The following is a 25,551-nucleotide window of genomic DNA, read 5'->3' as shown; positions in this document are numbered from 1 at the left end:
TTCAGAGCCACGGAGGTCACAGGGGGTGCCTCCGTGTCGCCCCTACCCATGTGGCGGAAATTAGGCCTGTTTCATCGGCCCGTGCCGGGACACGCCGCGCGGATCACCGGCTTCCCTCCGGAAGGCGCCGCGGTGCGCGGATCCCGTACGCCGGTCGACTCGGCCGCTGCGGATGCGCCCGCGTGCGCGCCCGCGGAGGCGCGGGCGATGGCGGCGGCTGCGCGGGTCAGCGGGACGCGCGCGAAGGCGCGGGAGAGGTGCAGGGCCAGGCTCGGGGTGTCGGCCGGCGGGTCGATGAGGTTTCTGTCGGTACCCGCGACGACCAGGGCCAGCCGGTGTCCGGCCGGGATCACGTGGCCGACGGAGGCGGCCCGGGGTGCTGGATCCCCGGGCCGCCTCCCTGCCGTGCCCCGCTACTTCGTGAGGTTCGCCAGTTCCTGGTCCGCCGTGCGGGAGACGCGGCGGCGGACGCCGTACCAGCCCGCGACGAGCGCCACCGCGATCAGCGGGACGAGCATCAGCGACTTGCGGCCGACGTCGGGGTCGTTCCACATCATGGCGAGGCAGGCCAGCAGGAAGGTGATCGTGGCGATCTCCGTGACACGGGCTGCCGGGCAGGCGGAAGTGCGGCCGCTCGACCAGGCCCGCCTTGGCGCGCCGGACGAAGATCAGGTGGCAGACCATGATGATCACCCAGGTGCTGATGATGCCGAGCGAGGCGACGTTGAGCACGATCTCGAAGGCCTGGGCCGGCACGAGGGAGTTCAGGCCGACGCCGAGCACGCACACCGCGCAGGTCAGCAGGATGCCGCCGTAGGGCACCTGGCTGCGGTTCATGCGGGCGGTGAACTTCGGTGCCGAGCCCGCCATCGCCATCGAGCGCAGGATGCGGCCCGTGGAGTACAGGCCGGAGTTCAGCGACGACATGGCCGCGGTGAGGACGACCAGGTTCATCACATCGCCCGCGGCCGGCACGCCGACCTTCGACAGCACCGTGACGAAGGGGCTCTGGTCGGCCGAGTAGACCGAGCCGGGCAGCAGCAGCGCCAGCAGGACGACCGAGCCGACGTAGAACAGGCCGACGCGCCACATGATCGAGTTCACCGCGCGCGGGACGACCTTCTCCGGCTCGGCGGTCTCGCCCGCCGCGACACCGACCAGCTCCAGCGCGGCGTAGGCGAAGATCACGCCCTGCATCACGAGGACGACGGCATCAGGCCGTGCGGGAGGAACCCGCCGCCCTCGGTGATGACGTTCGGACCGGGCGTGGTGCCGCCGACCTCGTGCTGGGTGGCGAGCAGGAAGATGCCGACGAACATGAAGGCCACCAGCGTCGCGACCTTGATGATCGCGAACCCGAACTCCATCTCACCGAAGATCTTCACCGAGATCAGGTTCACGGCGAGGACCACCGCGAGGGCGATCAGCGCCAGCACCCACTGGGGGATGTCGGTGAACATGCTCCAGTAGTGCGTGTAGAGCGCGATCGCGGTGATGTCGGCGATACCGGTCGTCGACCAGTTCAGGAAGTACATCCAGCCGGCGACGTAGGCACCCTTCTCACCGAGGAACTCGCGCGCGTACGACACGAAGGACCCGGAGGACGGCCGGTACAGGACCAGCTCGCCGAGGGCCCGGACGACGAAGAAGGCGAAGACGCCACAGACCAGGTAGGCCACCGCGAGCGCCGGGCCCGCGCAGTGCAGGCGGCCACCGGCGCCCAGGAAGAGGCCGGTGCCGATGGCGCCGCCGATGGCGATCATGTTGACGTGGCGGGCCTTGAGATCCTTGCTGTAACCGGCGTCGCCCGCGTCCGCGGGCGTCGTGGTCCGCCCGTTCCCGGCGGTGATTCCGGCCGTGTCCACGGCTTCCTTGTTCACGGGTGGTACCACTCTCTGGTGCGCCCGGACGTCGTGGGTCAGGGTGTCCGTACGTGACTGCGGTCCGTGACCTCGCTCGTGGCGTGGCACAGACCAAGGCAGCACCTTTTCTTACGAATCGCCCCACCGAGGGTGGCCCGGATCACAGAGCGTTGCTTCTCACACGGTCATCGCACATCCATCTCCACGTCACCTCCGGTTCACCATGGGGTGCTCACTGGCTGCGCACGAGGTTTCACAGCACTGGTGGGGCAGCGATACTGCTGCGCATGACGACCGACACCGAGGAGCCGACCTTCACGATCGACGAGCTGGCCGCCCGGGCGGGCGTCACGGTGCGCACCGTGCGCTTCTACGGCACCAAGGGCCTGCTGCCGCCGCCGGAGATCGGTCCGCGCCGGGTGGGTCACTACGGGCGCGAGCACCTGGCCCGGCTGGAGCTCATCGAGGAGTTGCAGCGGCAGGGCATGACGCTGGCGGCCATCGAGCGCTATCTGAGGCAGCTGCCGGCGGATCTGAGCGCACCCGACCTGGCCATCCACCGGGCGGTGGTGGCCTCCTGGGCGCCGGACACGGTGGAGCGGGTCACGCGTACGGAGCTGGAACGCCGGGCCGGGCGGGCCCTGCCCGACGCCGACATCGAGCGGCTGACCGCGATGGACGTGGTCCGGTTCCGCGACGGCGCCTACGACGTCGACCTCGGTCTGCTGCGGCTCGGTGTGCGGCTGCTGGACGTGCCGCTCTCCCAGGAGGCGATCCAGGCGGCGCGCAAGGTCCTGATCGAACACTCGCGCGCCGCGGCTCACGAGCTCGCCCAGCTCTTCCTCGGTGAGGTGTCGCAGCGCGGGACACAGGACGTGAAGTCCCTCTCCGCGCACATGCACCCCCTGGTCGTGCAGGCGCTCCTGACGACCTTCCAGCGGTCGCTGAAGGAGGAGTTGGGCGAGTGGCTCACGGAGTCAGGAGCGGGCTGAGTCGCTGAACCGCTCCCCCTTCTCCGCCTTCTCCACCAGCAGCGCCGGCGGGTCGAAGCGGTCCCCGTAGCGCTCGGCGAGTTCCCGCGCGCGGGCCACGAAGCCGGGCAGGCCGCCCTCGTAGCCGTTGATGTACTGCAGGACGCCGCCGGTCCAGCCGGGGAAGCCGATGCCCAGGATGGAGCCGATGTTGGCGTCGGCTACCGACGTCAGCACGCCCTCCTCCAGCAACCGGACCGTGTCCAGCGCCTCGGAGAAGAGCATCCGCTCCTGCATGTCCCGGAAGGGGATCCCGGCGCCCGCGCGCGTGAAGTGCTCCCGCAGTCCGGGCCACAGGCCGGCGCGCCCGCCGTCCTCCCCGTACTCGTAGAAGCCGGCGCCGCCGCTGCGGCCGGTGCGGCCGAACTCGTCGACCATGCGGTCGATGACCGCCTCCGCAGGGTGCGGGGTCCAGGTGCCGCCCGACTCCTCCACGGCCCGCCTGGTCTCGTTGCGGATCTTGCGCGGAAGGGTGAGCGTCAGCTCGTCCATGAGGGAGAGCACCTTGGCCGGGTAGCCCGCCTGCGCCGCCGCCTGCTCGACCGACGCGGGCTCGACGCCCTCGCCGACCATCGCCACGCCCTCGTTGATGAAGTGGCCGATGACCCGGGAGGTGAAGAAGCCACGCGAGTCGTTCACGACGATCGGCGTCTTGTTGATCTGCCGGACCAGGTCGAAGGCACGGGCCAGGGCCTCGTCGCCGGTGCGCCGGCCCTTGATGATCTCGACCAGCGGCATCTTGTCGACCGGCGAGAAGAAGTGCAGCCCGATGAAGTCGACCTGGCGCTCGACGCCCTCGGCGAGGGCCGTGATCGGCAGCGTGGAAGTGTTGGAGCACAGCAGCGCGTCCGGCGCGACGACCTGCTCGATCTCCTGGAAGACCTTGTGCTTGAGCGCGGTGTCCTCGAAGACGGCCTCGATCACCGCGTCGCAGCCCGCGAGGTCCTGGACCTCGGCGGTGGGCGTGATGCGGGCGAGCAGCGCGTCGGCCTTCTCCCTCGTCGTACGGCCCTTGGCGACGGCCTTGGCGCACAGCTTCTCGGAGTAGCCCTTGCCCTTGACGGCGGCCTCCAGGGAGACGTCCTTCAGGACGACCTCGATGCCCGCGCGGGCGCAGGAGTAGGCGATGCCGGCGCCCATCATCCCGGCGCCGAGGACGGCCACCTTGCGGACCTGGCGGGGTTCGACGCCCTTGGGGCGGCTGGCGCCGGAGTTGACGGCCTGGAGGTCGAAGAAGAACGCCTGGATCATGTTCTTCGAGGTCTGGCCGGCGGCCAGCTCCACGAAGTAGCGCGCCTCGATGACCTGGGCGGTCTCGAAGTCGACCTGCGAGCCCTCGACGGCGGCGGCGAGGATGCTGCGCGGCGCCGGGTAGGGGGCGCCGCCCGTCTGCTTGCGCAGGTTGGCGGGGAAGGCGGGCAGGTTGGCCGCGAACTTCGGGTTGGCGGGGGTGCCGCCCGGGATGCGGTAGCCGGGCCTGTCCCAGGGCTGCTGCGACTCGGGGTGGGCGTCGATGAAGGCGCGGGCCTTGGCGAGCATCTCCTCGGGCGTCTCGGCCACCTCGTCGACAAGGCCGTTCTCCAGGGCCCGCCGGGGGCTGTACTGGGTGCCCTGGAGGAGGACCTTCAGCAGGGCGTCGGCGATGCCCAGCAGCCGGACGGTGCGGACCACGCCGCCGCCTCCGGGCAGCAGGCCGAGGGTGACCTCGGGGCAGCCGATCTTCGAGCCGGGCGCGTCCAGGGCGACGCGGTGGTGGCAGGCGAGGGCGATCTCGTAACCGCCGCCCAGGGCGGCGCCGTTCATCGCGGCGACGACCGGCTTGCCCAGGGTCTCGATGCGGCGCAGGTTGCGCTTGATCGCCAGGCCGCCGTCGAACAGCTCCTGGGCGGTCTCCGGGGTGACGCGGATCAGGTCACGCAGGTCGCCGCCGGCGAAGAAGGTCTTCTTGGCGGAGGTGAACACGATGCCGCGGATGGAGTCCTGCTCGGCCTCCAGCCGGTCGGTGATCGCGGCGAGGGACTCCCGGAACGCCTGGTTCATGGTGTTCGCGGACTGGCCCGGGTCGTCCAGGACGAGGGTGACGACGCCGGTCTCGTCCTGCTCCCAGCGGATGGTGGTGCTCTCGGTCATTGCTTCTCCGTATCGGGATCTGGGACGGGCCGGTCAGACGCGTTCGACGACGGTGGCGATGCCCATGCCGCCGCCGACGCACAGCGTGGCGAGGCCGAACCGCTTGTCCTGGCGCTCCAGTTCGTCGACCAGGGTGCCGAGGATCATCGCGCCGGTGGCGCCGAGGGGGTGGCCGAGGGCGATGGCGCCGCCGTTGACATTGACCTTGTCCAGGGACAGGCCCATGTCCTTGACGAAGCGCAGGACGACCGCGGCGAAGGCCTCGTTGATCTCGACGAGGTCGATGTCGTCGATGGTGAGCCCGGCCCTGGCGAGCGCCTTGCGGGTGGCCGGGGCGGGGCCGGTGAGCATGATGGTGGGCTCGGAGCCGGAGACCGCGACGGAGACGATCCGCGCGCGGGGGGTGAGGCCGTAGCGCTCCCCCACCTCCTTGGAGCCGATCGCGACGAGGGCGGCGCCGTCGACGATGCCCGAGGAGTTGCCCGCGTGGTGGACGTGCTCGATCTGCTCCACCCAGTGGTACTTCTGCAGCGCCACGGCGTCGAAGCCGCCGAGGTCGCCGATGTCGGCGAACGACGGCTTCAGCTCGGCGAGCGAGTCGGCGGTGGTGCCGGGGCGCATGTGCTCGTCGTGGTCGAGGACGACCAGGCCGCTGCGGTCCTTCACCGGGACGACCGAACGCTCGAAGCGGCTCTCCTTCCAGGCGTTCGCCGCCCGCTCCTGGGACAGCGCCGCGTACTCGTCGACGTCGCGGCGGGAGAAGCCCTCGATGGTGGCGATCAGGTCGGCGCCGATGCCCTGCGGGACGAAGTTGACCGCGAGGTTGGTCATCGGGTCGTTGAACCAGGCGCCGCCGTCCGAGGCCATCGGCACCCGGGACATCGACTCGACACCGCCCGCGAGGACGAGGTCCTCCCAGCCCGAACGGACCTTCATCGCGGCCATGTTGACGGCTTCGAGCCCGGACGCGCAGAAGCGGTTCTCCTGCACGCCCGCCACCGTGTCCGGCAGTCCGGCGGCGACCGCGGCGATCCTGGCGATGTCGGAGCCCTGGTCGCCCACGGGCCCGACGACACCGAGCACGATGTCGTCGATCGCGGCGGGGTCGAGGCCCGGGAAGCGGTCGCGGAGTTCGTGGATGAGTCCGACGACCAGGTCGATGGGCTTGGTGCCGTGCAGGGCGCCGTTCGCCTTGCCCCGTCCGCGCGGGGTGCGGATCGCGTCGTAGACGTACGCTTCGGTGGTCACTGGGGGGCCTTTCGGTGAGGGGCTTTCGAGAGGGCTGGGGACGGCTCGGGCGCGCCTGCGGTCAGGCCCGGTACGTCCCAGTCGCGGGCCACGTCCGCGGTGTCGGCGCCGGGCCGGGCCGGGCCGGTGCGGACGGTGGTCGGGGTGGCGGAGAAGCGGGGGGCGGGGGCCGGCTGGGTGATGCCGCCGTGGCCGGTGAAGGTGCCGCGCGCGGCCAGGTGCGGGTGGTGCGGGGCCTCGCGCAGCGACAGGACGGGTCCCACGCAGGCGTCGGTGCCCTCGAAGAGGGCCGTCCACTCGTCCCTGGTACGGGTCCTGAAGCGGGCGGCGACGGCCTCGCGCAGTTCTCCCCAGCGGGTGATGTCCTTGCGGTCCGGGGCATGGCCGTCGATGCCGAGCAGCGTGACGAACTCGTCGTAGAACTGCTGCTCCAGCGCGCCCACCGCCATGTACTGGCCGTCGGCCGTCTCGTACGTGCCGTAGAACGGGCAGCCGCCGTCGAGGAGGTTGGCGCCGCGCCGGTCCTGCCAGCCGCCGGCGGCGAGCATGCCGTGGATCATCGCGGAGAGGTGCGCGGCGCCGTCGACGATGGCGGCGTCGACGACCTGGCCGGTGCCCGTGGTGCGGGCGTGGTGCAGTGCGGCCAGGATGCCGACGACCAGGTACAGGGAACCGCCCGCGTAGTCCCCGAGCAGGTTGGCGGGGACGGCCGGGGCCTCGCCGGGGCGGCCGATCATGCCGAGGGTGCCGGTCGGCGCGATGTAGGCGATGTCGTGGCCGGCGCGGTGGGCGAGGGGGCCTTCCTGGCCCCAGCCGGTCATCCGGCCGTAGACCAGCGCGGGGTTGCGGGCGTGGCAGGCGCCGGGGCCGACGCCGAGCCGCTCGGCGACGCCGGGGCGGTTGCCCTCGATCAGGACGTCGGCGCGGGCCGCGAGGTCCAGGACGCGGGCGGGGCCGTCCGGGGACTTCAGGTCGACGATCACCGAGCGTTTGTTGCGGTTGGTGAGGTCGAAGGCGGGGTCGATCGCGAGACCGGCGCCGCCGGGGCGGTCCACGCGGACGACGTCGGCGCCGAGGTCGGCGAGGAGCATGGCCGCGAACGGGCCGGGGCCGATTCCGGCCAGCTCGACCACGCGCACGCCGGTGAGCGGGCCGTGCGGTGGCGGCGTCGCCGCCGGCGTCGTTGCCGAGGTCATCCAGCCCCCTGTCGCTGTGACACAACCGATGTAACACCGGTGATGGTAAGAACGTGTTCCAGTGGGCACAAGGCCTGAACGAGCAAGCGCTTAGACATAGGGTGCCAGGCGTTCGGCGGCACCACCACGCCGGTGCGGCGTCAGCGTGTGTCCAGCTGCGCTATCAGCCGCTCGGGGGCGACGACGCGGTAGCTCTCCTCCACCCAGTCGCACAGGAGCTCCGCGGCCGGGGCGTCCTTCGGCTCCACCGGGATCCGCACCCAGCCGGACCTGCCCAGGCCGTAGCCTGCGGGCTCGGCGCCGGAGGCGGTCAGGGCATGGGCGTGGCTGGTGCCGTCCTTGAGCTTGACGGTGACGCCCATCGGACAGCTGCCGTCGCTGACGCCCAGGAACACGAACACCTTCTTGTTGACCTTGGCGACGGACTCGCCCCAGGGGAACTCCTCGGCGGCACCGGGCAGGCCGAGCGCGAACTCGCGCGCTTTCTCCCACTTCTTCAGGGCGTTCCTGGGCACCGCCACCGTCGACCTCCGGGCTCGTCTTCGGGCTCCGCACTGCTCACGCTAGCCTCAGCCACCGACAGCGGCGCGGGCTGCGGAAGCGAGGGGTGTCATGAGCAAGCCGTCCAGGGCTGACCGTCCGTACGACATCGTGCTCTTCGGAGCCACGGGTTTCGTGGGGACGCTGACGGCCGAGTACCTCGCCGAGCACGCCCCGAAGGACCTGCGCTGGGCCGTCGCAGGCCGGAGCGAACTGCAACTGGCCCGGCTGCGCGAGCGACTGCGGGAGCGGTGTCCGCAAGGGGCGGAGATCGCGGTGCTGCGGGCCGACGTGACCGACCCGGCGTCGCTGCGCCGGCTCGCCGAGCAGGCGCGGGTGGTGGCCACGACGGTGGGCCCCTATGTGACGTACGGCGAGGAACTCGTCGCCGCCTGCGCGGACAACGGCACGGACTGCCTTGACCTGTCGGGTGAGCCCGAGTTCGTCGACCTGACGTACGTCCGGCACGACGCACGCGCGCGGGAGACCGGCGCCCGGCTGGTGCACGCGGCCGGATTCGACTCGGTGCCGCACGACCTGGGCGTGTACTACACCGTCCAGCAGCTCCCCGAGGGCGTGCCGCTGACGGTGGACGGGTTCGTGACGGTGGACGCCACCTTCTCGGGCGGAACGTTCGCCTCCGCGCTGAACCAGTTCGCGCGGCCCCGGCAGATGGTCGCCGCGGCCCGGGAACGCCACCGGCACGAGCCGCGCCTGGTGGGCCGGCGGGCCACGACCCCGGCGGCCGCGCCGCGGTTCGTCCCCGAGGTGCGCGCCTGGGCACTGCCGCTGCCGACCATCGACCCGCAGATCGTGCGCCGGTCGGCCAGGGCGCTCGAGCGCTACGGCCCCGACTTCCGCTACCGGCACTACGCCGCCGTACGGCGGCTGCCGGTCGCGGTGGGCGGGGTCGCGGCGCTGGGCGCGCTCGCGACGGCGGCCCAACTGCCGCCCGCCAGGCGCTGGCTGTCCGCCCGGCTCAAGCCCGGCGAGGGGCCGAGCGCGGAGAAGCGCGCGAAGAGCTGGTTCTCCGTGCGCTTCGTGGGCGAGGGCGGCGGGCGGAAGGTGTTCACCGAGGTCGCGGGCGGCGACCCCGGTTACGGCGAGACGGCGAAGATGTTCGCCGAGGGGGCACTGTCCCTGGCCTTCGACGACCTGCCACCGACCGCCGGCCAGGTCACCACGGCGACGGCGATGGGCGACGCCCTGCTGGAACGCCTCCGCGCGGCGGGCATCACGTTCCGGGTGGCGGCGAGCCGATAGCCGCGGCGGGGACGGGGATCCCGACGACGGGGGCGCCGCTTCGGCAGCCCGGGGCGGGAGGGCCGCTTCGGCAGCCCTGGTGGCGAGGCGCTGACTCCGCCGCCCCGATGGCGGGGGCACCGCTTCGGCAGCCCGGGGGCGGGAGGGCCGCTTCGGCAACCCTGGCGGGAGGGCCGCTTCGGCAGCCCGGGGGCGGGAGGGCCGCTTCGGCAACCCTGGCGGGAGGGCCGCTTCGGCAGCCCGGGGGCGGGAGGGCCGCTTCGGCAGCCCTGGTGGCGAGGCGCTGACTCCGCCGCCCCGATGGCGGGGCACCGCTTCGGCAGTCACGGTGACGGCGGCGCCGTCCCGGCGGTCCGGATGGCGAGGCGCCCCTTTGCAGCCACGGCGCGAGCCGCCGGTCCCGGGAGGCGGCGCGAGCCGCAGGCCCCCCGCGCCGTCCGCAGGCACCTGACGCGGGCTACAGCGACCACTGTGCCAGCGTGTAGATCATTCCGCCGAGCCAGGCGAGGCCGGCCAGTACGGCGAGGATCAGGGCCGATGTCACGGCGCGCTCGACAGGGCGGCCGCGGTGGGCGAGGGGCTCGGGGGCACGGTGCGTCGTCATGGGGCCAGCCTGCCGATCCTGACGGCGCGCCGGCATCCGTACGTGTACTCAGAGCCTGCCGGACTCCGGGCGGCCACGTACTCACGTACGACGCGGACTCAGTCCGCGGTCGCCTCACGCAGCGCGCGGCGGCACAGGGAGTCGGCGAGGCGGGTGGACTCCGGCAGGCGGTACCGCGTGCTGAGGCGCAGGACGTGGGCGCAGGCCGTGTCCAGGTCGACGCGGTGCCCGACGGACACGTAGACCGGCTTGACGCCCTCCTGGGTGCGCAGGGCGCGGCCCACCTCCTCCGCGCCGGCCAGGAGCGGGGACGACGACCCGCGCGCGGGTGCCGGGTCGGCACAGGTGAAGGTGAACGGGTTCTTCGCGACGCCGATCGTGGGGAGGCCGGCGAGGACGCCGAGGTGGCTGGCGAGCCCGAAGCGGCGCGGGTGGGCCAGCCCGTAGCCGTCGCAGACCACCAGGCCGGGCGGGCAGGGCAGGGCGTCGAGGGCGGCCAGGACGGTGGGGATCTCGCGGAAGGCGAGCAGTCCGGGCACGTACGGGAAGGAGATCCGCCCGACTGCGGTGGTCTCGGCGACGACGCCGAGGGTGGCAGCGTCCAGCACGACGGCCGCGGCGGCCACCACGTCACGCTCGTCGTCGTAGGCGACGTCGACGCCGGTGACGTGGCCCGTGCCGGGCGGTGGCCCGGGTTCGTCGAGCACCACCTGGCGGCGCAACTCGTCCTGGACGGCGCGGGCCCGTTCCTCGGTGGTGGGCCAGCCTGGGGGGATGCGCACGGTCGTCGTCATGGTGAGGACGAGGGTACGGGGCCGGGCAGCCCGCGGACCGGGCCGCCCGGGGCCGGGTCACTTGTCGAGCGCGCGCTGCAGCTGCTGCTTGTTCATGTCCGAACGACCGTGGATGTTGCGCCGCTTGGCCTCCGCGTACAGCTGGTCGTAGGTCGGGCCCCGAGAGCCCTTGCCGGACCTCTGGCCGCCCCGCTTGCCGGACGACATGTCCTGGATGGACGTACGGCTTGCCGTCTTCGACTCGCCGGACCGTGCGCGTTCCTTGTTCACCGTGCGGGCCGCGATCTCCTTGGCGCGCCCCGTGCTCTCACCGCGGTCCTGAGCACTCTTCTTGATGTGCTCGTACTGCCGTTCTCGTTTGGGGCTCGAACCGCTTGGCATGTCCGCTCACTTCCTCTCGACGTCGGGCGAACGAGTACCCCCATCGTGGGTGAATACGACAAACAGGGCGCGGTCAGCTCTCCAGACGGGCGACCCGGCTCCCCCTGGATTCGGAGCACGGTGACGGACATCACTCCGCGCGGGTGCACGGACGCGCGGATTCCGTCGTCTCACCCCATGCCCGGCCGCGTCGCCGGTCGTCCGTCCGGCCGTCACAAGGGAGCAAGGCGATGTCCACCGTCATCGAGCAGTCAGTCGAGGCGCGCCTCGTCGCCGCCGCGCCGCGGATGCCGAACATCCCGGCGACGCTGACCTATGACCTGACGGATCCGTTCGCGATCCGGATGACCTTCCCGGCACAGGCCACGCTGGAGGGCGAGGAGGTCTGCTGGACCTTCTCCCGCGAGCTTCTCGCCGCCGGGATGCACGGGCCCGTGGGCCACGGCGACGTGCGGGTGCGCCCGTACGGCTACGACCGGACGGTGCTGGAGTTCCACGCACCCGAGGGCGCGGCCGTCGTGCACGTCCGCTCGGGCGAACTGCGCCAGTTCCTGCAGGCGACACGCACGCTGGTGCCCGAAGGCCTGGAGCACGCCTACCTCGACCTCGACCACGACCTGGCGGAGCTGATGCGGGACGCCTGCTGACCCGCTCCCCCTCGATGTGCCGGTGAGCCCTGGAAGCGGACGCGCGTTAATCCGTTGACAGGCACCGGCGCCCCTCGTAGCTTTTTGAACGGTCCTGTTGCCGCCGATTGGAGAAGGACGTTGCTCCTCTGAGGTCCTGAGACACCGCGTCACACCTGCCCGGTGTGCACGCCGCGTGCGACCTCGGCGTTCGAGCCGTCCTTGCGGAGCAGGGCTTCTCCCGTTCCCCACACCCCTGGGCCCAGCCACGGCCCGAGCGGTGGTCGCCGCCTTCCGGTGTCTCGACACGCGTTGCCCCTGAACGGATCAAGCAACCGCGAGGCCCGCATGCATACTTCGATCACCTGTACGTCCCTCTCCTTCGCCTGGCCCGACGGCACCGGCGTCCTCGACGGCCTCGACGCCTCCTTCGGCCCCGGCCGCACCGGGCTCGTCGGCGTCAACGGGTCGGGAAAGTCGACCCTGCTGAAACTGATCGCCGGCGACCTCACCCCGGCCGACGGCGCGGTCCGCGTCGCGGGCGAGGTGGGCCACCTCCCGCAGAACGTCACCCTGGACACCGCCCTGCGCGTCGACGAGGCCCTCGGCATCGCCGCCCGGCGCGCCGCCCTGCACGCCATCGAGGCCGGTGACGCGGCCGAGGAGCACTTCGAGGCCCTCGGCGACGACTGGGACGTCGAGGAGCGCGCCCTGGCCACCCTCGGCGAACTCGGCCTCGGCCATGTCGAGCTGGACCGCACCGTCGGTGAGATCTCCGGCGGCGAGTCCGTCCTGCTGCGGCTGGCCGCGCTGCTGCTGCGCCGGCCGGACGTGCTGCTGCTGGACGAGCCCACCAACAACCTCGACCTGTACGCGCGCAGACGGCTGTACGCGGCCGTCGCGTCCTGGCCGGGCGTCATGGTGGTGGTCAGCCACGACCGCGAACTGCTCGAACTGGTCGACCAGATCGCCGATCTGCGCTCCGGGGAGATCACCTGGTACGGCGGGAACTTCTCGGCGTACCAGGAGGCCCTGCGGATCGAGCAGGAGGCGGCCGAGCGGATGGTGCGGGTCGCCGAGGCGGACTTCCGCAAGCAGAAGCGCGAACTGGCCGACGCCCAGGTCAAGCTCGCCCGCCGCAAGCGGTACGGCCAGAAGATGTTCGAGCAGAAACGCGAGCCGAAGATCGTCATGGGGGCGCGCAAGCGGGCGGCGGAGGTCTCGGCGGGCAAGCACCGCATCATGCACGAGGAGAAGCTCGCCGAGGCCAGGGAGCGGCTCGACGAGGCCGCGGACGCCGTGCGGGACGACGACGAGATCCGCGTCGACCTGCCGTACACGGCCGTGCCGCAGGGCCGGAGCGTGCTCACCCTGCGGGACCTTCGGCTCGCGTACGGCGCGAGTGTCGACGGCGGCTTCGACCTGTACGGCCCCGAGCGGATCGCGCTGGTCGGGCGCAACGGCGCGGGCAAGACCACGCTGCTGCGCACCGTCGCCGGAGAACTGGCGCCGGTGTCCGGCGAGGCCACGGCGCATGTGCCGCTGCGCCTCCTGCCGCAGCGGCTGGACGTCCTCGACGGCGGGCTGACGGTCGCCCAGAACGTCGCCCGGTTCGCGCCGGGCGCCACCGACAACCGGATCCGGGCGCAGCTGGCCCGCTTCCTCTTCCGGGGCGCCCGTGCCGACCAGCAGGCGGCCACGCTGTCCGGCGGCGAGCGTTTCCGCGCGACCCTGGCCGCGCTGATGCTCGCGGAGCCCGCTCCGCAGCTGCTGATGCTGGACGAGCCGACGAACAACCTGGACATCGCGAGCGTGCGGCAGCTCACGACGGCCCTGGAGTCGTACGAGGGGGCGCTGATCGTGGCCAGCCACGACCTGCCGTTCCTGGAGTCGATCGGGATCACGCGGTGGCTGCTGCTGGACGGAGGACTCAGGGAAACCACACCGGAGGCTGTCGGGTATCCCGCCTGACTTCGGGCGCACGAGCGGGTCCCCCGCATCCCGAAAGGCCGGCTGACCGTGTTCACCGGCCTTTCGGGATGCGGGGACGTCGTCCGCCGTGTTCGGCGGGGTCACGGCCGAGTCGCGGCGCCGGCCGAACGAGCCGCCGGCCGCGCGCCGTGACCGGTCTGCCGGGCTGCGGCGGGTGCGTCACCGGTGCGTACTCGCGCGGGGTGGCGGCGTAGGTGCGGGACTACGGGGCTGTCGTCTCCGACAATGTCGCTGCATGATGTCGCCCGGTCCGACAGGTTTCGGCCACACCCGGGTAACCGGACGGCAGGACCGCCCCATCCGATACGGAGACCGCACGTGCCCAGCAAGAAGGCCCTGATCCGTCGCCCCGGCCCGCGCCTCACCGATGGCCTGGTGACGCACATCCAGCGGGAGAAGGCCGATGCCGAGCTCGCGGACCGGCAGTGGGAGGCGTACGCGGAGGCGCTGCGCACGCACGGCTGGGAGACCGTCGAGGTCGAACCGGCCGACGACTGCCCGGATGCCGTGTTCGTCGAGGACACGGTGGTCATGTACAAGAACGTCGCCCTGATCGCGCGCTCCGGCGCCGAGTCCCGGCGGGACGAGACCGCGGGCGTCGAGGAGGTCGTCGCCCGTCTGGGCTGCTCGGTGAACTGGATCTGGGAGCCCGGCACGCTCGACGGCGGTGACGTGCTGAAGATCGGCGACACGGTCTACGTCGGCCGGGGCGGGCGCACCAACGCCGCCGGCCTGCGGCAACTGCGGGCGGCCTTCGAACCGCTGGGGGCACGTGTGGTCGCCGTGCCGGTCAGCAAGGTGCTGCATCTGAAGTCCGCCGTCACGGCCCTGCCCGACGGGACCGTGATCGGGCACATCCCGCTGATGGACGCGCCGTCCCTGTTCGGGCGTTTCCTGCACGTGCCGGAGGCCTCCGGCTCCCATGTGGTGCTGCTCGGCGGCGACGAGCTGCTCATGGCCGCCAGCGCCCCGAAGACCGCGGAGCTGTTCACGGACCTCGGCTACACGCCGGTCGTCGTGGACATCAGCGAGTTCGAAAAGCTCGAAGGCTGTGTGACATGCCTCTCGGTGCGGCTCCGGGAGCTGTATGCCTAGTGGGCCTGAACAGGGGTCTTTACAGCGCGCTTAACCTACGTCTTCGTAACCTACGGATTCGTAGCCTACGATCCCGTAGGTTCCGGCGCGCCGCTCGCCGGTCCGACTCTCTTTGTCCCACGTCCCCCTGGAGTACCCGTGACGATCACCTCTCCGCACCTCGGCAGCCCTTCCGTCTGGACCGACGCCCGGCTGCTGTACGCCCTGGAGGAAGTGGTCGAGAAGGAACTGAACCGCCACCTGAAGGTGGCCAAGGACTGGATGCCGCACGAGTACGTGCCGTGGACCGACGGGCGGAACTTCCCGGGCCTCTTCGAGGACGGCGAGGCCTGGCAGAAGGACCAGTCCAAGGTCACCGAGATCGGCCGGATCGCGCTGATCGTCAATCTGCTGACCGAGGACAACCTGCCCAGCTACCACCACGAGATCGCCTCCCTCTTCGGCCGCGACGGCGCCTGGGGCACCTGGGTGCACCGCTGGACCGCCGAGGAGGGCCGGCACGGCATCGTGATGCGGGACTACCTGCTGACCTCGCGCGCGGTGGACCCGGACAAGCTGGAGCAGTTCCGGATGTCGCACATGAGTGAGGGCTTCGAGTCGGACAACCGGCACTCGATGCTGCACTCGGTCGCCTATGTCGCCTTCCAGGAGCTCGCGACCCGTATCTCGCACCGCAACACCGGCCACCAGTCGGGTGACCCGGTCTGCGACCGGATGCTGGCGCGGATCGCGACGGACGAGAACCTGCACATGGTCTTCTACCGGAACCTGCTGAAGGCGGCCTTCGAACTCGCGCCCGACCTGACCATGCAGGCGGTGCGGGACGTCGTCGTCAACTTCCGCATGCCCGGCCACGGTATGCCCGGCTTCGAGCGGGCCGCCGCGCAGATGGCCATCGGCGAGGTCTACAACCTGCGCATCCACCACGACGACGTGCTCCAGCCCGTGCTGCGCTTCCTGCGGATCCTGGAGATCGACGGGCTCGGCCCCGAGGGCCTCAAGGCCCAGGAGGAGCTCGGACTGTTCATGAACGGGCTGGACGCGGAGGCGCTGAAGTTCGACGAGAAGCTGGCGGCGCGCAAGGCGCGGATGGCGGCGCGCGGGGCGGCCTGACCCACCCCGGGCGGGGGTTGCCGGGTCGCCGACCGGCAGCCCCCGCGGTGCCGAGCCCCGGCGGGGCTCCGCGCGGCCTCGGGGCCATGCCGCCGGTCAGTAGGCGGTACGGCGGAGCTGGAGGCGTTCCTTCTCGGACAGGCCGCCCCAGACGCCGAAGCGCTCGTCGTTCGCCAGGGCGTGGTCGAGGCAGGCGGTGCGCATCTCGCACAGGCCGCAGATGCGCTTCGCCTCACGAACCGAGCTGCCCGGCTCGGGAAAGAAGAAGTCCGCCCCGGTCTGTGCGCACAGGGCCTCGGCCTGCCAGGCGGTGTTCGCGGGGGTGCTGGTTTCGAAGTGCATGGCTCAGAGCGTGCCGAAGGGCGAAAAACGTTCGATCAACGCGCGCTCAACGCCACGCCCGGGGCCCGCCGGCCGACCCGATGATGCCCGCGCGGCCGGGCGCGGCGCACGACGGCGCGCGGGAGTGGCGGCGAACGCCGAAGATCCCGCTCGTCACCGACGGTGGCCGTCACGAGCGCGTTCGGCGGGCGCGGTCCGGCACGCGACCGCCGGTGGGCGGTGCAAGACTCGGCAGTGACGGCGGCGGGCTCTTCTGGGGAGGCAGCGATGCTCACCACGCGCTTCGTCCACGGCGCTCCGATCTGGATCGACGTCTCGACCTCCGACATCGACGGCGCCATCCACTTCTACGGCGGTCTGTTCGGCTGGCAGTTCCGGTCGGCGGGGCCCGGGGCCGGGGCTACGGCTTCTTCCAGCTGGACGGCAGGACCGTGGCGGGCGGGATGCGGACCACCGGCGAAGAGGGTCCGCCGTCGTGGACGGTGTACTTCCACAGCCCGGACGCGCATGCCACCGCCGAGGCGGCCCGGCAGACGCGCGGGCGGGTGCTGGTGGAGCCCGTGGACGTGATGGGCGAGGGACACATGGCGATCCTTTCCGACCAGCAGAGTGTGCCGTTCGGCATCTGGCAGCCGGGCAGGACCGAAGGCGTGGACGTGCTGAACGAGCCCGGCGCGCTGTGCTGGCTGGAGCTGTACACGCCGGACATCGCGGCGGCCGCCGGCTATTACCACACGCTGCTCGGCTGGGAGACGCCGGCGGTCAGCTTCCCAGGAGCCTCGTACACCTGCGTCAATCCGGCCGGGGAGGACGAGGACACCATGTTCGGCGGCCTGGTCCCGCTGCCCGACGACCCGTCGGAGGACACCGCCTGCTGGCTGCCCTACTTCGAGGTCACGGACACGGACGCCGCGGTGGGCCGGGCGCGCGAGCTGGGCGGCACGGTCCGGGTGGAGCCCAGGGACCTGCCCGACGTCGGCCGCGTCGCCGAACTGACCGACCCGAACGGCGCCCGTTTCGCGGTGCTCAGGAGCGCCGCGCCGCAGAGCTGAGCCCCCGCGCCCGGGGACCTGTCCACATGCCTGCCGGCCTCCGGCCTCCCCCGCAGCCCGCCGGAGCCCCGCCCCGCCCGCTACGCGGAGGTGCGGCGTACGAGGGTCGTCGACAGGACGACACCGGGCTCCGGGTCCGCCTCCGACTCGCCCCGCCCCGTGCGCAGGCGGCCGAGGAGGAGCCGGGCCATCAGACGGCCCATCTCCTCTATGTCCTGACGGACCGTCGTGAGCGGCGGGTCGGTCTGCTCGGCGATCGGCAGCATGTCGTCGAAGCCGACCACGGCCACGTCGTCCGGCACCCGCCGCCCGGCCTCCCGCAGTACGCGCAGGGCGCCGGACGCCATGAGGTCGTTGCCGGCGAACACGGCGTCCAGGTCGGGACAGCGGCCGAGGAGTTCACGCATGGCCCGCTCACCCCCGGCCGGGGTGAAGTCACCCTCGGCGACCAGCCGCGGGTCGGCGTCCGGCAACACGTCCCGGAAGCCGTCGAGCCGGTCCACCGCCGAGGTCTGGTCCAGGGCCCCGGCGATGTGTGCGACGCGCCGGCGGCCGAGGGCCACGAGATGCCGTACGGCCTCGCGGGCGCCGCCCCGGTTGTCGCTGTCGACGTACACGGCACCGTCCTCGCCGTCGCTCCAGTCCGGCCGGCCGCCGAACACGGTCGGGACGCCGGCGCGCCGGATCAGGGCGGGCAGGGCGTCGTCGAGGTGCAGGGAGAACACCAGTGCCCCGTCGACGTGTCCGCCCGCGAGATAGCGGCCGACACGGGCGTGGTCGTCGCGGCCCTCGGTGAGGAGCAGGACCAGCTGGTTGTCGTGCGCGGTCAGTTCCTTGCTGATACCGCGGAGTTGGAGCGCGAAGTAGGGGTCGGCGAAGACTCGGGTCTCCGGCTCGGCGATGACGACGGCCACGGCGTCGTGGCGTTTCGTCACCAGGCTGCGGGCCGCCTGGTTGGGTACGTACCCGAGTTCCTCGACGGCCCGCCGGACCCGCTCGATCAGCGGCTCCCGCACCCCGTCCCCGCCGTTGACGACCCGTGAGACGGTGGCCCGCGACACCCCGGCCCGCGCGGCCACGGCCTCCAGCGTGGGACGTGACACTGCCTCGGACACTTCGGGACTCCTCACCGGCGTTTGCCGATCAGGATAACCGCACGCCAGGGCATGGGAGGGAGCGCTCACCACGGGTACGCGCCCCCTTTCCGTGCCGGTGAGCCCCCGCTCAGTGGTGGTGCGCCCCGTGAGCGCCCTCGGCTCCCGCCGCCCCTGCGTCACCCTTCGCGCCCTCGGCGTCCTTCGCGCCCTCCGCGCGCGCACCGTCGGCCGTGCGGGAGTCGTGCGGGTGGTGCGGTTCGTACCCGGGAATCGTCCCGTCCGTCTTCTTCACCAGGAACAGCCCCACCATCCCCATGTCCGAGTGGCTCTGGACATGGCAGTGGTACATCCACGCGCCGGCGCCCACCCCCTCCCCCGCGATCACCTGGAAGCCGAAGGAGTCGGCCGGGCCCACGATCTTGTTGTCGATGACCTGGCTGGGGTCGTCGGGGCCCGTCAGCATGCCGGTGCGGTTGTCGGCCCAGCGGTGACCGTGCATGTGGAAGGTGTGGTAGTACTCGCCGTGCGTGATCACGACGAACTCGACACGATCGCCCACGGTGGCCTCGAAGTCGGGCCCGGTATGTGGCGGCCTGTTGTTGATGAGCAGGTCGTTGAAGACGACCGTGTGGGTGCGGTCCGGCAGGACGTCGCCCTTGCGGCGGACGATCACCGGACCGTAGAGGCCCTTCCTGATCCCGCCGGTGCCGTGTTCCGTGCCCACCACGTGGTCGTGGTAGTGCCAGTAGCCCGCGCTCCCCGCCCGCCAGGTGCCGTCCTTGCGGCGGCCGGGGGCGTGGGTGCGCCAGGTGTAGGTGCGGGTGGCGCCCGGTTCGACATCGCTCTTGTTCATCCTGGTGCCGTCACTGGTGATTTCGTAGTCCAGGCCGTGCACGTGCAGGCTCGCCGTCACGTCCGTGGTGTTCTCGAACTCGATGTGCAGGGTGTCGCCCTCGTTGAGCTCGATCAAGGGCCCCGGGATGCTCGCCCGGCCCTTCTCGAAGCCGTAACCGAGCTGCCCGTCGGCGAGCTTCTCCGCGTAGAGCTTGATGTGTCTGACCTGGCCTCCGGCCGGGGCCGTGCGCGCCGTCGTCCGGCCGGCGCCGGTCGCCTCCGCGCCCAGGGACAACGATGTCGCGACGGCCGCACCGCCGACGGCGGCGCCACCCAGGAGGACCCGCCGGTTGAACCCACGTCTGTCCATGCCGAACTCCCCACTCCGGTACGGGATTCGAGACGGTAGCGGGACGGGCGGCGTTTATCCACACCCAGGACAAAGTTCGTTCCATCGCGGTCATACCTATTGGCGAACCGAGCAAAGAGGTCTAGCTTCTAGGCGCTGTTGCTGTGACCGACGAGGGGTGGATGACCACATGCGGTCCACATCGCACCACAGACCCATCCGTTTCATAAGGCCGCCGAGAAGGCCGAGCACCGCACGGCGGGCCTGGACGGCCGCCCTGACCGCCGGATTAGTCACCGCGGGCCTGCTCTCGGGCTCCGCCGCGAGTGCGCGCCCGGCCCCGGACCCGTCCCTGACAACGATGTCCATCAAGTCGCCGCCCGGCGGCGCCAACGTCCGCGTGCTGGTCTTCCACGGCTCCGCGGCAGCCGGGGACGAGTCCCCGGTGGTGAACGCCGGCATCGAGGCGATCGAGCGGATCGGCCTGACCGGCCCCGCGAACCAGCGCTTCCGGACCGAGGCCACGGACGACGCCTCGGTCTTCACCAACGACACCAGGCTGGGCCGTTACAACGCGGTCGTGTTCCTGACCGGCGGCGGCGACGTGCTGGAGCCGGAGCAGGAGGCGGGCCTGGAGGCCTACATGGAGGCGGGCGGCGGTTTCGTCGGCATCCATGACGCGGCTCGCGCGGAGCCGTACTCCGACTGGTTCACCGGCCTCGTCGGCGCCCGCCCGGCTCCGAACAGCCCGGCGGCCGTCCAGCGGGCCACCGTCGAGGTGGGCGACCGCCTGCACCCGGCGACCAAGGACCTGCCGGTCCAGTGGAAGCGCTTCGACCAGTGGCCGAACTGGGTGAAGAACCCGTCCGGCGAGGTGCACACGGTGGCCCGGGTGCGCGAGTCGACGTACCGGCCCGGCGCGAGCGCCAACGGCTGGGACCACCCGATCAGCTGGTGCCGCGACTACGACGGCGGGCGTTCCTTCTACACCGGCATGGGCGGCACGGTGTCGTCGTACGACGAGACCGACTTCCGCGCGCATCTGCGCGGCGCCCTGCTGTGGACCACCCGGCTCGCGCGGGCCGACTGCAAGGCGACGATCAACGCCAACTACAAGGCCGAGCGGCTGACCAAGGCCAACCAGCCCGGCCTGAACGACCAGATCGGCGAACCGCACGGTCTGGTCACCGCCCCCGACGGCCGCGTCCTCTACATCGGCCGCGGCGGCGCCGACTCCTCCCAGCCGGTGGTCACCGACTGGAACAACCCGGACATCGGCAAGGGCAAGGGCGAGATCCACGTCTACGACCCGAAGACCGGGCAGGTCACCCTGGCCGGAGCCCTCACCGTCTTCGGCAACAAGGGCGGCGGCGACGAACTGGTCAAGGTCGAGGAGGGGTTGCTAGGCATCGAGCTGGACCCGCGCTTCGAGGACAACGGCTGGGTGTATCTGCACTACACGCCGCACTCGGAGATCGACCGCGACACCAGGATGGCCGAGCGGCGGGTCTCCCGCTTCACGCTGGACCTCGCCACCAACAAGCTGGACCTGGACAGCGAGAAGGTGCTGCTGCACTGGCCGGTGCAGATCCACAGCTGCTGCCACGCCGGCGGCGGGATGGCCTGGGACTCCCGGGGCAACCTGTACATCGCGACCGGCGACAACAACTCCAGCGGCTTCAGCGGCGGTTACTCCGGCAACAACCCGGAGCCGAACTACAAGGGTGTCTCCTTCGCCGACGCGCGCCGCACCGCCGGCAACACCAACAACCTCAACGGCAAGATCCTGCGCATCCACCCGGAGCCGGACGGTACCTACACCCTCCCGGACGGCAACCTCTTCACCGGCGACGAGACCGACGAGGGCGGCGGGAAGACGCGCGGCGAGATCTATGTGATGGGGGTCAGGAACCCGGCCCGTATCTTCGTCGACAAGAAGACGGACGTGCTGTACGCCGGCTGGGTCGGCCCGGACGCCTCGGCGCCCTCGACGACCTGGGGCCCGGCCAAGTACGACACCTTCGCCGCCATCACCGAGGCGGGCAACCGGGGCTGGCCGTACTGCATGGGCAACCAGCAGCCCTACCGGGACCGCAACCTGCCGGATCCGTCGCAGCCGCTCGGCTGGTACGACTGCGACCAGCCGAAGAACGAGTCCCCGAACAACGACGGTCTCGTGAACCTGCCGCCGGTCACCGGGAACAACATCTGGTACTCGCCGCAAGGTGGCGCCCCGGACTTCCCGCGTGACGCGAACGGTGTGCCCTCCTACAAGCAGGAGGAGGCGACCTACCGGCTGCCCTGGCTCAAGGGCGGCGGGCAGGCCGCGATGAACGGGCCGGTGTACCGGTCCGAGGACGTCTCGGCCGGCAGCGAGGTCAGGTGGCCGGCGTACTGGGACGGCAAGTGGTTCGTCGGCGACTTCTACGACGCCGACCAGCCGCGCAACGCCGTGCTGATGGATCCGAAGACCCTGGGTGACGGCGGACTGCCGGTGCACTCGGAGTCGCTGAAGAAGATCGTGCCGATCGGCAACGACGGCATCAAGAACCTGATGGACTGGAAGTTCGGTCCGGACGGCGCGCTGTACGTGCTCGACTACGGGCGTGGCTTCTTCACCTCGGACGCCAAGTCGGCGCTGTGGCGCGTGACGTACCAGGGCGGCGGCCCGACGCCGGCCGCCGGTCAGCTGGCGAGGGGGGCACAGCAGTGACAGGCCATCGAAGGATGTGGGCGGCCCTGCTGGCCGCGCTCCTGATGGTGCTCGGGATCCAGGCCGCGACGGCCACCGGGCAGCCCGAGCGGTCCGGCGGGAAGACCGGGGCGGCCGCCGCCCAGGTCCTCACCTGGACGGCCGGCAACGCCATCGACAAGTACACCTCGGCACCCGCGACGGCGGTGGCGGGGCAGGCCACGATCGTCTTCGAGAACAGTGAGGCGACCGGCAACACCACCGGCATGCCGCACACGCTGACGTTCGTGACCAGCGACCCGGAGTTCAACAGCGACGTCCAGCTCAACATCCTCGCCAACCCCAACGACGACCAGGGCGGCAAGCACACCGCCGAGGTCACGCTCACCCCGGGCCGGTACTTCTACCACTGCACCATCCCGGGCCACGGCATGATGCAGGGCATCCTGACCGTGACCGAGGGCAGCGGCGAGGACACCACCGCGCCGCAGGCGTCGGCGCACGTCAGCGGCACGCAGAACCAGCAGGGCCAGTACGTCGGCTCGGCGAGCGTGGCGCTGCACGCGACCGACGAGACCGGTGGCTCCGGCGTCGACCGGATCGAGTACGCCGTCGGGGACACCGGCGCCTGGCTGCCTTACACGGCTCCGGTCGTCGTCGACCAGGTCGGCGACCACAAGGTCCGCTACCGGGCCTTCGACAAGGCGGGCAACGTGTCCGCCGAGAGGAGCGCCGAGTTCACGGTGGTGCCACCGCCGACGGACGACACGACGCCGCCGGAGACCTCGGCGGCGGTCAGCGGTGAGCGGAACCCCGACGGCAGCTATGTCGACATGGCGACCGTCACCGTCTCCGCGTCCGACACCGGGTCCGGCGTCAACACGATCGAGTACGCGATCGGCGCGTCCGGCGCCTGGCAGCCGTACGCCCAGCCCGTGATGGTGCACCAGGCCGGCACCCACACCGTCCGCTACCGCGCCACCGACAAGGCGGGCAACGTGGCGGCCGAGAAGAGCGTCGACTTCACGGTGGTCGCCGCGCCGCCACAGGACACGACACCGCCGGTGACGGGGGTGACCGTCGAGGGCACCCGCAACTCCGACGGGGCGTACGTCGCCACGGCCGAGGTCACCGTCAGCGCCACCGACGACGGTGAGGTCGCGAGCATCGAGTACTCGCTCGACGGCGGGCCGTACCTCGCGTACACCGCGCCCGTGATCGTGGACCGGGCGGGCGCGCACACCGTGGCGTACCGCGCGACCGACAAGGCGGGCAACACCTCCGCGGCGCGCACCGTGAGCTTCACGGTGGTGCCCGGCGGCGTGCCCGCGCCGCCCTGTCCCGAGTACGACGAGCGGGAGACGGTGATCGTCGGCACGGTCGACTCGGGTGTGCCGAACCGGCTCACCGGCAACCGGTGCCGGATCAACGAGCTGATCGAGGACGAGAAGGAGTGGACCTCCCACGCGCTGTTCCTCAAGCATGTGAAGACGGTCCTCGACGGGCTCCGCACCGACGGCGTGGTCGACCGGCGTGAGTACAACGCCGTCAACAAGGCCGCCCGTCAGTCCGGCATCGGCAAGCCCGGCCAGACGGAGGGCTACCGCCCGCTGTTCGACGGCACGGCGGCCTCCTTCGCCAAGTGGCAGCACGTGGGCGGTGGTTCGTTCGGGCTGAACGCCGACGGGTCGATGACCAGCGGCACCACCAGGGCCGGGCTGGGCATGCTGTGGTTCGCGCAGCGCAAGTACGGCGACTTCTCGCTGAAGCTCCAGTGGCGTGACGACGCTCCCGGCACCGGCAACGCCAACTCCGGGGTGTTCGTGCGGTTCCCGTACGTCCATGAGCACCCGGAGGAGTCACGGCCTGAGTGGGTCGCCATCAAGTACGGGCACGAGGTGCAGGTGTTCGACTCGCCCGTCGGCGACATGTACAAGACGGGGTCGGTCTACGGCTTCGACCGGGTGGGACTCGCGGGCGCGGGCGTCACCCAGAAGGGCACATGGAACGACTACGAGATCCGGGTGGTGGACCAGCACTACTCGGTCTACCGCAACGGCAAGCTGATCAACGAGTTCGACAACATCGGCGGTCAGGACTTCACCCCGCCCCGCTCGGACGACCCGGGCACGGACGGGAGGCGGTTCGCCTCCGGCTACATCGGGCTCCAGGTGCACGGCACGACGGACGTGGTCTCCTACCGGGACATCCGGATCAAGGAGCTGTGACCCGTCGGTGAAGTCATGGGGCGGCCCTACGTCGTGGGGTCGCCCTTCTTCGCGCGGCTCGGCTGTACCCGCTTGGGCTCGCCGGGCATCTTCGGGTACTCGGGCGGGTACGGCAGATCGCCGAGCCCGTGCTCGCGCTCGTCCTTGTTCGCGAGTTCCAGCAGCGCGTCCAGCGAGTAGCGGCGGTCGTCCATGTCGGCGTGCACATCGCCGAGTTCGGCGAAGCGCGCGGGCATGGTCGCGAGGTCGAAGTCCTGGGGGTGGGCCACCCCGACCTCCTCCCAGCGCAGGGGCGCCGAGACGGGGGCGTGCGGGCGGGGCCGTACGGAGTAGGCGGAGGCGATCGTGCGGTCGCGCGCGGTCTGGTTGTAGTCGATGAAGATCTTCTCGCCCCGCTCCTCCTTCCACCACTTGATCGTGACGTGCTCGGGCATCCTGCGTTCCATCTCGCGGCCGACGGCGATGGCGGCGCGGCGGACCTGGGTGAAGGTCCAGCGGGGCTCGATGGGCACGAAGACGTGCAGGCCACGGCCGCCGGACGTCTTGGGGAAGCCGCGCAGGCCGCCGAACTCGTCGAGGACGGCGCGCAGTTCGTGGGCGGCGCGGACCGCGTCGTCGTAGTCGGTGCCGGGCTGCGGATCGAGGTCGATGCGGAGCTCGTCGGGGCTGTCGACGTCCTCGCGGCGCACCGGCCACGGGTGGAAGGTGAGCGTGCCGTACTGGGCGGCCCACAGCACGGCGGCCTCCTCGGTGGGGCACATCTCGTCGGCGCTGCGGCCGCTGGGGAAGGTGATGTGGGCGGTGGGGATCCAGTCGGGCATGTTCTTGGGGGCCCGCTTCTGGAAGAAGGACTCGCCGGTCACGCCCTCGGGGTAGCGCTCCAGGGTGGTGGGCCGGTCGCGCAGGGCGCGCAGGATGCCGGGGCCCACCGCGATGTAGTACCGGGCGAGGTCCAGCTTGGTGAACCCGCGCTCCGGGAAGAACACCTTGCCGGGACTGGACAGCCGTACGGTCCGCCCGCCCGCCTCCAGTTCCACCGCGTCACCCATGCGAGCCACGGTAGGCGCACCGCACCCGACTCG

The 25,551-nt window shown here is 71.5% G+C and carries 20 protein-coding genes and 2 pseudogenes; 9 read left to right on the top strand and 13 right to left on the bottom strand.

Features of this window, described 5'->3' with window-relative positions:
* Nucleotides 1-71 precede the first annotated feature (71 nt).
* Together ACGF8A_RS29730 and ACGF8A_RS29725 are read right to left on the bottom strand one after the other, a co-directional pair.
* Nucleotides 72-353 carry a hypothetical protein gene (locus ACGF8A_RS29730; RefSeq protein ID WP_393113300.1) on the bottom strand — a complete coding sequence of 94 codons (282 nt, stop codon included), beginning with the start codon at nucleotides 351-353 and terminating at the stop codon, nucleotides 72-74.
* Between the two features lie 60 nt (nucleotides 354-413).
* Nucleotides 414-1,880 (bottom strand): annotated as a pseudogene (locus ACGF8A_RS29725) (amino acid permease).
* Nucleotides 1,881-2,149: 269 nt separating this feature from the next.
* Between ACGF8A_RS29725 and ACGF8A_RS29720 the strand changes: the two are divergent.
* The gene (locus ACGF8A_RS29720) at nucleotides 2,150-2,854 is read left to right on the top strand and encodes a MerR family transcriptional regulator (protein ID WP_393113299.1); all 705 of its coding nucleotides are present in this window, start codon (nucleotides 2,150-2,152) and stop codon (nucleotides 2,852-2,854) included.
* On the opposite strand, the gene ACGF8A_RS29715 is transcribed toward ACGF8A_RS29720, so the two are convergent.
* The 4 genes from ACGF8A_RS29715 to ACGF8A_RS29700 all read right to left on the bottom strand — a co-directional run bounded on the left by ACGF8A_RS29715 (nucleotide 2,840) and on the right by ACGF8A_RS29700 (nucleotide 7,988).
* Nucleotides 2,840-5,023, bottom strand: coding sequence for a 3-hydroxyacyl-CoA dehydrogenase NAD-binding domain-containing protein (locus tag ACGF8A_RS29715; protein WP_393113298.1), 2,184 nt, complete (start codon nucleotides 5,021-5,023; stop codon nucleotides 2,840-2,842). The genes ACGF8A_RS29720 and ACGF8A_RS29715 overlap by 15 nt on opposite strands.
* A 33-nt stretch (nucleotides 5,024-5,056) precedes the next feature.
* Nucleotides 5,057-6,271, bottom strand: a complete 1,215-nt coding sequence (locus tag ACGF8A_RS29710) for an acetyl-CoA C-acetyltransferase (protein WP_393113297.1) — start codon at nucleotides 6,269-6,271, stop codon at nucleotides 5,057-5,059.
* Nucleotides 6,268-7,467: a CaiB/BaiF CoA transferase family protein gene (locus ACGF8A_RS29705; RefSeq protein ID WP_393113296.1), complete on the bottom strand. Its 1,200-nt coding sequence runs from the start codon at nucleotides 7,465-7,467 to the stop codon at nucleotides 6,268-6,270. The genes ACGF8A_RS29710 and ACGF8A_RS29705 overlap by 4 nt, the downstream gene beginning before the upstream one ends.
* 140 nt (nucleotides 7,468-7,607) lie before the next feature.
* Nucleotides 7,608-7,988 (bottom strand): MmcQ/YjbR family DNA-binding protein, encoded by a 381-nt coding sequence (locus tag ACGF8A_RS29700; protein WP_393113294.1) that lies wholly within the window; start codon nucleotides 7,986-7,988, stop codon nucleotides 7,608-7,610.
* 91 nt (nucleotides 7,989-8,079) lie between these two features.
* Here ACGF8A_RS29700 and ACGF8A_RS29695 point away from each other — a divergent pair, with 91 nt between their 5' ends.
* Nucleotides 8,080-9,270: a saccharopine dehydrogenase family protein gene (locus tag ACGF8A_RS29695; RefSeq protein ID WP_393113293.1), complete on the top strand. Its 1,191-nt coding sequence runs from the start codon at nucleotides 8,080-8,082 to the stop codon at nucleotides 9,268-9,270.
* A gap of 457 nt (nucleotides 9,271-9,727) precedes the next feature.
* On the opposite strand, the gene mmpA is transcribed toward ACGF8A_RS29695, so the two are convergent.
* From mmpA to ACGF8A_RS29680, 3 genes are all read right to left on the bottom strand, one after another.
* A complete protein-coding gene (gene mmpA, locus ACGF8A_RS29690) occupies nucleotides 9,728-9,874 on the bottom strand; it encodes a morphogenic membrane protein MmpA (protein ID WP_393113292.1) in 147 nt (48 codons plus the stop codon).
* 98 nt (nucleotides 9,875-9,972) lie between these two features.
* The gene (locus tag ACGF8A_RS29685) at nucleotides 9,973-10,668 is read right to left on the bottom strand and encodes an endonuclease V (RefSeq protein WP_393113291.1); all 696 of its coding nucleotides are present in this window, start codon (nucleotides 10,666-10,668) and stop codon (nucleotides 9,973-9,975) included.
* Between the two features lie 57 nt (nucleotides 10,669-10,725).
* On the bottom strand, nucleotides 10,726-11,049 hold the full coding sequence (locus tag ACGF8A_RS29680) for a plasmid stabilization protein (protein ID WP_393113290.1): 324 nt from the start codon (nucleotides 11,047-11,049) through the stop codon (nucleotides 10,726-10,728).
* Nucleotides 11,050-11,279: 230 nt separating this feature from the next.
* Between ACGF8A_RS29680 and ACGF8A_RS29675 the strand changes: the two genes are divergently transcribed.
* From ACGF8A_RS29675 to ACGF8A_RS29660, 4 genes are all read left to right on the top strand, one after another.
* Entirely contained in the window at nucleotides 11,280-11,696 is a 417-nt protein-coding gene (locus ACGF8A_RS29675; protein ID WP_393113289.1) for an SsgA family sporulation/cell division regulator, read from the top strand.
* A 327-nt stretch (nucleotides 11,697-12,023) separates the two neighbouring features.
* A complete protein-coding gene (locus ACGF8A_RS29670) occupies nucleotides 12,024-13,646 on the top strand; it encodes an ABC-F family ATP-binding cassette domain-containing protein (RefSeq protein WP_393113287.1) in 1,623 nt (540 codons plus the stop codon).
* A gap of 339 nt (nucleotides 13,647-13,985) precedes the next feature.
* Nucleotides 13,986-14,762, top strand: a complete 777-nt coding sequence (gene ddaH / locus ACGF8A_RS29665; protein WP_393113286.1) for a dimethylargininase — start codon at nucleotides 13,986-13,988, stop codon at nucleotides 14,760-14,762.
* 138 nt (nucleotides 14,763-14,900) lie between these two features.
* Nucleotides 14,901-15,875 carry an acyl-ACP desaturase gene (locus ACGF8A_RS29660; RefSeq protein ID WP_393113285.1) on the top strand — a complete coding sequence of 325 codons (975 nt, stop codon included), beginning with the start codon at nucleotides 14,901-14,903 and terminating at the stop codon, nucleotides 15,873-15,875.
* 96 nt (nucleotides 15,876-15,971) lie between these two features.
* On the opposite strand, the gene ACGF8A_RS29655 is transcribed toward ACGF8A_RS29660, so the two are convergent.
* Nucleotides 15,972-16,217 carry a WhiB family transcriptional regulator gene (locus ACGF8A_RS29655; RefSeq protein WP_393113284.1) on the bottom strand — a complete coding sequence of 82 codons (246 nt, stop codon included), beginning with the start codon at nucleotides 16,215-16,217 and terminating at the stop codon, nucleotides 15,972-15,974.
* A gap of 267 nt (nucleotides 16,218-16,484) precedes the next feature.
* Here ACGF8A_RS29655 and ACGF8A_RS29650 point away from each other — a divergent pair.
* Nucleotides 16,485-17,269, top strand: a pseudogene (locus ACGF8A_RS29650) (VOC family protein).
* A gap of 80 nt (nucleotides 17,270-17,349) precedes the next feature.
* Here the strand turns inward: ACGF8A_RS29650 and ACGF8A_RS29645 are convergent.
* Together ACGF8A_RS29645 and ACGF8A_RS29640 are read right to left on the bottom strand one after the other, a co-directional pair.
* A complete protein-coding gene (locus ACGF8A_RS29645; protein WP_393113282.1) occupies nucleotides 17,350-18,384 on the bottom strand; it encodes a LacI family DNA-binding transcriptional regulator in 1,035 nt (344 codons plus the stop codon).
* 109 nt (nucleotides 18,385-18,493) lie between these two features.
* Complete coding sequence (locus ACGF8A_RS29640; protein WP_393113281.1) at nucleotides 18,494-19,570, bottom strand: multicopper oxidase domain-containing protein; 1,077 nt, start codon at nucleotides 19,568-19,570, stop codon at nucleotides 18,494-18,496.
* 256 nt (nucleotides 19,571-19,826) lie between these two features.
* Between ACGF8A_RS29640 and ACGF8A_RS29635 the strand changes: the two genes are divergently transcribed.
* Both ACGF8A_RS29635 and ACGF8A_RS29630 read left to right on the top strand, forming a co-directional pair.
* Nucleotides 19,827-22,262, top strand: a complete 2,436-nt coding sequence (locus ACGF8A_RS29635; RefSeq protein ID WP_393113331.1) for a ThuA domain-containing protein — start codon at nucleotides 19,827-19,829, stop codon at nucleotides 22,260-22,262.
* A gap of 14 nt (nucleotides 22,263-22,276) precedes the next feature.
* Nucleotides 22,277-24,469, top strand: a complete 2,193-nt coding sequence (locus ACGF8A_RS29630; RefSeq protein WP_393113330.1) for an OmpL47-type beta-barrel domain-containing protein — start codon at nucleotides 22,277-22,279, stop codon at nucleotides 24,467-24,469.
* 26 nt (nucleotides 24,470-24,495) lie between these two features.
* Here ACGF8A_RS29630 and ligD read toward each other — a convergent pair whose 3' ends face one another.
* Nucleotides 24,496-25,518 carry a non-homologous end-joining DNA ligase gene (gene ligD / locus ACGF8A_RS29625; RefSeq protein WP_393113280.1) on the bottom strand — a complete coding sequence of 341 codons (1,023 nt, stop codon included), beginning with the start codon at nucleotides 25,516-25,518 and terminating at the stop codon, nucleotides 24,496-24,498.
* Nucleotides 25,519-25,551: the final 33 nt, after the last annotated feature.

It is taken from the genome of Streptomyces sp. NPDC047706, from assembly GCF_043204795.1.
Lineage (GTDB): Bacteria > Actinomycetota > Actinomycetes > Streptomycetales > Streptomycetaceae > Streptomyces.
This window is presented reverse-complemented; position numbering and strand designations above follow the sequence as displayed.